This is a genomic window from uncultured Amnibacterium sp. (assembly GCF_964244015.1).
GTDB lineage: Bacteria > Actinomycetota > Actinomycetes > Actinomycetales > Microbacteriaceae > Amnibacterium.
Map to the genome: position 1 here is coordinate 1 of NZ_CAXTHO010000098.1, position 7,748 is coordinate 7,748.

Genomic DNA, 7,748 nt, shown 5'->3' on the forward strand with positions numbered 1-7,748 from the left:
GACGGTCCGGCGATCTCGAAACCCGAGCCCGTCAGCGCGTCGAGGGCTTCCCGCAACGCGTCAGGCGCCCGTCCACCCCGGGCGATCACCGCGCGCCCACGCGCCAGCTGATCACGCGACGGCTCGTACAGGCCGCCGCCGAGCTCGAGGCCCCCCTGCGCCACCTGCAGGTAGACGCCCGCGGTGCCTCCGCTCGCCCACATGGAGGCGGACAGGCGGTACGGCGCCTTGTCCGCGCTGAAGCGCACATCGCGATTCGGCCGCATCACGCGACCGGTCCCCCAGCGCTCCTCCGCGTGCGCGAGCAGCGCCTCCATCGGCACCCGGATCACCTCGTCGTAGCGGTCGCGGTGGCTGGTGAAGAACTGGCGATCGTTGTGCTGCTCGAGCTCGCGGAAGAAGGCCGGCGCCGCGCGCGTGAACACCGGGGCGTCCTCGGACAGCTCGGGCAGGGAGGGCGGGGTTTTGGGCACGACCGCAAGTGTGACGTGCGATGGAATCACGATCCGGACGTGGAGTGAGGTCCCGAGCAGCGGGGGTGCCCGGGACCTCACCGCACGGATCAGAAGACCCGGATCGCCGCCTCGGCCGGGGCGTCGAGCAGCTGCTCGATCTCGTCGTCGAGCCGGACGAGCGTGATGGAGGCGCCCGCCATGTCGAGCGAGGTGCAGTACTCGTTCACGTAGCTGCGAGCGACCGTGATGCCCTTGTCCGCCAGCACCTCGTGCGCGTGCCGGAACAGGATGTACAGCTCGCTGATCGGGGTGCCGCCGAGGCCGTTGACCATGAGGGCCACCCGGTCGCCGCTCGCATACGGCAGGTCGGGGACGATCGCGTCGAGCAGGTCGTCGACGATCTCGTCCGCGCTCGTCAACGTCCGGCGCTCCCGACCCGGCTCACCGTGGATCCCGACGCCGAACTCGATCTCGTCCTCGCCCAGCTCGAACAGCGGCGACCCCTTCGCGGGCGGCGTGCAGGCCGTCAGCGCGACGCCCATCGTGCGGGTGACGCTGTTCACCTTCTGACCGATCCGGATGACCTCGTCCAGGTCGGCACCCTGCTCCGCCGCAGCGCCGACGGCCTTGATGACGAAGAAGTTGCCGGCGACGCCGCGGCGACCGACCGTGTACGTCGAGTCCTTCACCGCGACGTCGTCGTCGATGGTCAGCACCGCGACCTTGATGCCCTCCGACTCGGCCATCTCGCGGCCCATGTCGAACGCCATCCGGTCGCCGGTGTAGTTGTTCACGAGCAGCAGGACGCCCTTCGGGTTGGCGAGCAGCTTCGTGGTCTCGTACACGTAGTCCATCGGCGGGGCGGCGAACACGTCGCCCGGGCACGCGGCGTCGAGCATGCCCTTGCCGACGATCATCACGTGGGCCGGCTCGTGGCCCGAGCCCGAGCCCTGCACGATCGCGACCTTGTCCGCGAGCGGGGCGTCGGCCCGCATGATCAGGTTGTACTCGGGCACGTACTTCAGGGTGTCCGGATTCGCGAGCGCGATGCCCTCCAGCATCTCGGGCACGAACCGCTTCGGGTCGTTGACGAACTTCTTCATGACGGGCACTTCCTTCTGGGAGTCGGGAGGGGTCGGGTCGGGGGTCAGGAGCGCCAGACGACGGCGAGGCGCTCGGCCAGCACGGCGAGGGCGGTGGCGCCGGCATCGACGGAGCCCCTGCTGCGTTCGCCCGTGTAGGCCGCCCGCCCGCGCTTCGCGACCAGGTCGGCGGTCCCGTCGGCGGCCGTGCGGCACGCGACCGCCGCGGCGGCCAGCACGTCGGCCGGCGGATCACCCGCGGCGAAGCCGCGCTCGAGCGCGTCGATGAACGGCACCAGCGAGTCCAGCAGGGTCTTGTCGCCGAGGCTCGCACCGCCCCGCGCCATGATCCCCTCCACGCCGGCGCGCAGCATCGCCACCAGCCGGTCGGGCGTGATCACCTCGTCGACGCCGGCGGTCATCCCCGCGCGGAGGAAGCCGGTGCCCCAGATCGGACCGGAGGTGCCGCCGATCCGGGAGGTGATGACCATGCCGCTGCGCTTCAGAAAGGCGCCGGGCGTCGACCGGTCCAGGTCGTCCCAGCCCTCCAGCAGCTTCTCGAAGCCGCGGGCCAGCGAGTAGCCGAAGTCGCCGTCGCCGACGACCGAGTCGAGGTCGCCGAAGTACTGCTCGTGCTCGATCGCGGTCTCCGCGATCGTGCGGACGACCCGCTCCGTCGTCGGCACGGAGGTGGACGGGGTCGTGTCGGGCAGGGAGGTGTCGGTCATGCGGACTCCTTCGTCGCAGCGGCGGTGTTCTCGTCGGCGGTGTGCAGTGAGGCGGTGTGCGGTGAGGCGGCGCGGGCGGCGAGCAGCCGGCGCAGATCGCCGAGCACGATCTCGTGCCCGGGGTCGATGCCGAGCGGATCCGCGAGCACGGCGATCGGATCCCCCTCCGGATCCCCCAGCTCGGAGACGACGAGCGCCGCCTCCGCGAAGCCCTCGTCCCGCGTGTACCCGTTCACGGTCACCAGGCAGGCGAGCCCCGCCCGGGTCGCCGCGAGCAGGCCGTTGCGGGAGTCCTCGATCACGAGCGTGTCGGCCGGATCGAGCCCGAGCCGCTCGACCGCGAGCAGGTAGACAGCCGGGTCCGGCTTCTTCGCGGGCACGACGTCGCCCGCGAAGACCGGGATGCGGGCGGCCGCGGTGTCGCCGACCGCGTGCGCGAGCACCGCGCGGACGGACGCCTCGGCGGAGGTGGAGGCCACGGCCACCTGCCAGCCCGCCGCGAGGGCGTCGGTCACGACGCGGCGGATCCCGGGACGACCCGGCAGCGCGCCGGCCTGCACCAGCGCCGTGAACCGTGCCGTCTTCTCCCGGTGCCAGTCGGCGAGCAGCGCCGCGCGGCCGTCGGGGTCGTCGGGGATGCGCGCGGCAGCGACGAACGCGGCGTCGCCGAAGAGGCTCGCCATCCGCTCCTTGCCGCCGCCGATCCGCAGCTTCTCGGCGTAGTCGGTCTCGCTCCAGCGCACCGGCAGCCCGAAGCGCTCGAACGTCGCATTGAAGGCGGGCAGGTGCCCGAAGCGCTCCGTGTCGGCGAGCACCCCGTCGCAGTCGAGGACGAGGGCGCTCACCATGCCCTCCCCGTGCTGCCGAAGACCCGCATGTGGTGCGCCGCCATGTCGAGCACGGCCTGGCGCTGCACGGCGAACAGCGACGGCGGGTCCCAGACGTCGCGCTCGGCGGCACCCCGGAGGAACTCCCAGCCCGACCGCATGAACGCCTCCTTGAGGCCGGTGGAGATGTTCACCTTCGCGCAGCCGCGGGCGATCAGGTCCTGGAACTGCTCGTCCGACAGCCCGGTACCGCCGTGCAGCGCCTGCGGCACGCCGGTCGCCGCGACCAGGTCGCTGATCCGCTGCGCGTCGAGCGTCGGCGCCTGCGCGTACCGGCCGTGCGCGTTCCCGATCGCGGGCGCGAAGCAGTCGATGCCGGTGGTGCGGATGAAGTCGACCGCGACGTCGAGGGAGTGCTGCTTCGACGCGTCGTCCGAGCCGAGACCGTCCTCCTTCCCCTGGATCGCTTCGATCTCCCCCTCCACGTCCGCGCCCGCCGCTCGCGCCTCCGCGACGACCTCGACGGTCTGCCTGCGGTTCTCCTCCACGTCCAGGTCGTGGGCATCGAACAGCACCGAGCCCCACCCTGCGGCGAGACAGGTGGTGATCACCGCCCGCTCGGGGCAGTGGTCGAGGTGCAGGGCGACGGGTACCGTCACGCCGTCCGCGAGCGCGGAGAAGATGCCGAACAGCTGGTTCGCGCCGTACTGCTTGACCGTCTTGACCGAGGTCTGCAGGATGACGGGCGACCGCTCCTGCTCCGCTGCCGCGAGCACCGCCTCGATGGAGAGGTCGTTCAGGATGTTGATCGCCGGGATCCCGTAGGCCTCCGCCTGCGCCCGGTCGAGCAGCTCCGTCATCGGCACGACGGGCACGGCGCCTCCTTCTCGAGCTGCGGGCCGAGCCCGCGCGCTTCCAGTGAAGGACGGTGCGCAGGCGATCGGTATGGGGGAAATCCCCCACCACGCGGCGGGTTCAGTCGAGGTCGTTCCAGCCGAACGCGGCAGCGGCGGCGACCGCGGCGGTCCGGTTCGGCGAACCGGTCTTCCGCAGCAGCGCGGCGACGTGCTTCTCCACGGTCTTCGGCGACACCGCGAGCCGTGCCGCGATCTCCCGGTCCGAGCCGCCGCGGCGCACGAGCGCCAGCACCTCGCGCTCGCGCGGCGTCAGCGGGGAGGCGCTGCGGGGCGGAGGCGGCGCGACCTGCGGATCGCGCAGGTCGGCGTGCACCGCGAGGCCCCAGCCGGGCACCTCCTCGACGACGACGATCCCGTCGACGCGGTCGGCGAGCGCGCCTCGGAGCGCCGTCAGCAGCGCGGGCGTGCTGGCGCCGCCCAGCAGGGGGCGCTGCACCAGCAGTCGCACGCCGTCCGGGTGGTGGATCAGCGCCACATGCAGCTCGCCGTCGACCGGATGGGCCGCGTCGACGGCGAGCACCACGTCCGCTGCCGCGCCCACCACCGCGTCCGATCGCAGCACGGGCCGACCCGCCTCCGTGACCGTCGCGACCGCGCCGCGCTCCCGGATGCGGCGCAGCAGCGCGCCGGCCAACGTGGGATCACGGCGACCGCTGCTGAGGATCGCCGAGGACGCGGTCTGGCTGAGCGCCTCGATGTCGTCGACGACCTCGACCGTGCATCCCGCTCCCGGGTCGAGGAACGCGACGTTCACCGCGATCACGTCGTCACGCCACCACACGGGCACCGCGACCGCGGCGCGGTGCATCGAGGGGCCCGCCTTCGGCAGGTGCCCACCCGGCAGCTCGGCGTAGTCGGCGACCACGATCGGGCGGCGCATCGCGAACGCCCGGCCCGTCGCCCCCTCGTCGAGCGGGAAGCTGCTGCCGATCTGGCAGGCGATGCCGTGCTCCGCTGCCTTCGTGTACCGGCCGGCGGCCGCGTCGACGACCGACACCGCGCCGAAGGGCGAGCCCGTGATCCGCGTCGTCTGCGAGAGCAGGTGGTCGAGCACCGGATCCAGCCGCAGGTCGCCGTAGATGTCGGCGACAGCACGATCGAGCCGGTAGCCCGCGCGGGCGCCACCGGCCCGGTCCGCCGCATCGTCGCGGCCGCCCACGAGGGTCGACATCGGGCACACCCTACGTCGCGCTGCTCACCCGTACGGGGACTTGCGCCCACAGCGCTCGCCGCGGGATCGTTCGGGCAGCCGGACCACCCGATCCGGCTTCCGCCTCCCCCAAGGCCTCCCCATGCCCGCATCCCCTGTCCTCGTGCTCGTCGACCCCCGCGCCCGACCGCGCGCCGTCGTCCGTCAGCGCGTCCTCTCGACCGTCGTCGGCGCCGTGATCGCGGGCGTCAGCGCGATCCCGTTCCTCCTGATGCTCGGACGCTGAGCGCGGACGAGCAAATACACTCGCGGTCGTGGCCGACGACACGACTCCCTCGGACCTCGAGCGCGACCTGGGCATCGACCAGAAGCGCATCCGGCACTACCTGCGGCAGCGCTACGGCAACCTGCCCGCCTACACGGACAACTGGCACCTGAACGCCCGCGCCGCGGAGGACGTCCGGACGCACTTCCGGGCGGAGGCGGAGGCGCTGCGGGCGTCCGGGGGCGCGACGCCCGCGCCGCGGCTGCTGCAGTACGAGACGGGTGCGATCCCGGTGCTCTTCCGCGACGCGACCGGCAGCACGACGTACGACGCCGACGGGAACCTCGTCTACCTCCCGAGCCCCGACGAGCTGGAGTAGCGCCTCGCTCGACCCCTCCAGCGTGCGGCGCGCTCGAGGTCCGAAGGCCTGGGTAGTCCTGCTTCGTCGAACACCCGCTTCGGCTCGGGCGGCGGGCCTCGCAGCCGCCCCGTTAGCGTGGGCGCCGTGGCCTCCGGCAGCGACGATCCCGCGCTCCGGGTCCAGTGGCACGGCCCGGACACCGTCGTCCTGCGGCAGGGCAAGTCGGTGCATCACGAGGCGCCGTTCCTCTTCCTCCTGCTCGGCACCGAGCGGGCGCTGCTGCTCGACACCGGAGCGGAGGCGGACCCGGAGGACTTCCCGCTGCGCGCCACCGTCGACCACCTCGTGGACACCTGGCTGGAGCGCCATGAGATCACGGGTCGCTACCCGCTCGTCGTCGCGCACTCGCATCCCCACGACGACCACGTCGCCGGCGACCAGCAGCTGGCGGATCGGCCGGACACCACGATCGTCGGCCACGACGCGGCCGCGGTCGCCGCGTGCTTCGGGCCCGACGGGTGGCGCTTCGACCTCGGCGGCCGACCGCTCGAGGTGCTGAAGACACCCGGTCACCATCCGGCTGCGATCACGATCTTCGATCCGGCGACGGGCTGGCTGCTGACGGGCGACACCGTGTACCCCGGCCGGCTGTACGTCGACGACGACGTCGCGTTCGCAGTAACCCTCGACCGCCTCGTCGCGTTCACCGGGGAGCGCGAGGTCACGGCGGTCGTCGGCTGCCACATCGAGATGACGACGCAGCCCGGCGTCGACTACCCGGCGGGCACGATCGAGCAGCCGGACGAGCCGCCGCTGCAACTGGGTCCGGATCGGCTGGCGGTCGTCCGCGCCGCCGCGCACGCCGCGATCGGTGCGCCGGGGCGGCACGTCTTCGACGACTTCGTGATCGACAACCGCGCCGGGTGACCCGCCGCGCGCCGGAGCCGACCGCAGCGGATCAGGTCCAGACCGGAACGCTGCCCTCGGCGTAGCGGGCGCCGAACGCACCGGTCGGCACGATCTCCTGGATGCGCTGCAGATCCTCCGCCGTCAGCGTGACGTCGGCGGCACCGAGGTTCTCCTCGAGCCGCTGCTGGTTGCGGGTGCCGGGGATCGGCGCGATGTCGTCGCCCTGCGCGAGCAGCCAGGCGAGCGCCAGCTGCGGCGTCGTGATGCCCTTCGACGTCGCCAGCTCGCTCAACCGGTCGATCGCGTCCTTGTTCTTCGTGTAGTGCTCACCCTGGAACCGCGGGTTCGTGCGACGGAAATCACCCTCGTCGTACTCCTCCGCCGGCTTCACATCCCCGGTGAGGAAGCCGCGACCGAGCGGCGAATAGGGCACGAATCCGATGCCGAGCTCCCGCACGACCGGTAGCACGTCGGCCTCGACCTGCCGCTCGAACACCGAGTACTCGGTCTGCAGCACGGCCACCGGCTGCACCGCGTGGGCGCGGCGGATGGTCTGCGGCCCGGCCTCGCTCAAGCCGAAGAAGCGGACCTTGCCCTCGTCGATGAGGGCCTTGACGGCGCCGGCGACGTCCTCGATCGGCACGTCGGGGTCCACCCGGTGCTGGTAGAGCACGTCGATCACGTCGGTCTTCAGATAGCGGAGGCTGTTCTCGGCGACCTCGCGGATGTGCTCGGGCCGGCTGTCGGCACCGCTCGGTCGTCCCTGCTCGAAACGGAAGCCGAACTTCGTCGCGATCACGACCTCGTCACGGAACGGCGCGACCGCGTCGCCCACGATCTGCTCGTTCGAGCCGGTCCCCATGCCGTAGAGCTCGGCCGTGTCGAAGAACGTGACGCCGAGCTCATGCGCCCGCCGGATGGTCGCGATGCTGTCCTCCCGGTCGCCGCCCGGCCCGTAGGCCATGGTCATGCCCATCGTTCCGAGGCCGATCGCGGAGACCGTGAGGCCCTGCTGTCCGAGTACGCGGTGCTGCATGGAGAGGACAACCCGCTC

At 72.3% G+C, this 7,748-nt stretch carries 10 protein-coding genes; 3 read left to right on the plus strand and 7 right to left on the minus strand.

Annotation, left to right across the window (positions count from 1 at the left end; all coding sequences use genetic code 11):
* From ACFE67_RS11195 to ACFE67_RS11220, 6 genes are all read right to left on the minus strand, one after another.
* Nucleotides 1–473: DUF2461 family protein (locus ACFE67_RS11195; RefSeq protein ID WP_375406959.1), on the minus strand; the 473-nt coding region annotated here is incomplete at its 3' end.
* A gap of 89 nt (nucleotides 474–562) precedes the next feature.
* Nucleotides 563–1,558 carry a dihydroxyacetone kinase subunit DhaK gene (gene dhaK / locus ACFE67_RS11200; protein ID WP_375406960.1) on the minus strand — a complete coding sequence of 332 codons (996 nt, stop codon included), beginning with the start codon at nucleotides 1,556–1,558 and terminating at the stop codon, nucleotides 563–565.
* A 44-nt stretch (nucleotides 1,559–1,602) separates the two neighbouring features.
* Nucleotides 1,603–2,265, minus strand: a complete 663-nt coding sequence (dhaL, locus tag ACFE67_RS11205) for a dihydroxyacetone kinase subunit DhaL (protein WP_375406961.1) — start codon at nucleotides 2,263–2,265, stop codon at nucleotides 1,603–1,605.
* Nucleotides 2,262–3,113: an HAD-IA family hydrolase gene (locus tag ACFE67_RS11210; RefSeq protein WP_375406962.1), complete on the minus strand. Its 852-nt coding sequence runs from the start codon at nucleotides 3,111–3,113 to the stop codon at nucleotides 2,262–2,264. Before ACFE67_RS11210 ends, dhaL begins: the two co-directional genes overlap by 4 nt.
* Complete coding sequence (locus ACFE67_RS11215; RefSeq protein WP_375406963.1) at nucleotides 3,107–3,967, minus strand: class II fructose-bisphosphate aldolase; 861 nt, start codon at nucleotides 3,965–3,967, stop codon at nucleotides 3,107–3,109. The genes ACFE67_RS11210 and ACFE67_RS11215 overlap by 7 nt, the downstream gene beginning before the upstream one ends.
* Before the next feature lie 100 nt (nucleotides 3,968–4,067).
* Nucleotides 4,068–5,180, minus strand: coding sequence for a LuxR C-terminal-related transcriptional regulator (locus ACFE67_RS11220; RefSeq protein ID WP_375406964.1), 1,113 nt, complete (start codon nucleotides 5,178–5,180; stop codon nucleotides 4,068–4,070).
* Between the two features lie 121 nt (nucleotides 5,181–5,301).
* On the opposite strand from ACFE67_RS11220, the gene ACFE67_RS11225 reads away from it, so the two are divergent.
* The 3 genes from ACFE67_RS11225 to ACFE67_RS11235 all read left to right on the plus strand — a co-directional run bounded on the left by ACFE67_RS11225 (nucleotide 5,302) and on the right by ACFE67_RS11235 (nucleotide 6,712).
* Nucleotides 5,302–5,445, plus strand: coding sequence for a hypothetical protein (locus ACFE67_RS11225; RefSeq protein ID WP_375406965.1), 144 nt, complete (start codon nucleotides 5,302–5,304; stop codon nucleotides 5,443–5,445).
* A gap of 28 nt (nucleotides 5,446–5,473) precedes the next feature.
* Nucleotides 5,474–5,803 carry a hypothetical protein gene (locus tag ACFE67_RS11230; RefSeq protein ID WP_375406966.1) on the plus strand — a complete coding sequence of 110 codons (330 nt, stop codon included), beginning with the start codon at nucleotides 5,474–5,476 and terminating at the stop codon, nucleotides 5,801–5,803.
* 126 nt (nucleotides 5,804–5,929) lie between these two features.
* Nucleotides 5,930–6,712, plus strand: coding sequence for an MBL fold metallo-hydrolase (locus ACFE67_RS11235; protein ID WP_375406967.1), 783 nt, complete (start codon nucleotides 5,930–5,932; stop codon nucleotides 6,710–6,712).
* A 31-nt stretch (nucleotides 6,713–6,743) separates the two neighbouring features.
* Here the strand turns inward: ACFE67_RS11235 and ACFE67_RS11240 are convergent.
* A partial coding sequence (locus tag ACFE67_RS11240) for an aldo/keto reductase (RefSeq protein WP_375406968.1) occupies nucleotides 6,744–7,748 on the minus strand: 1,005 nt, incomplete at its 5' end.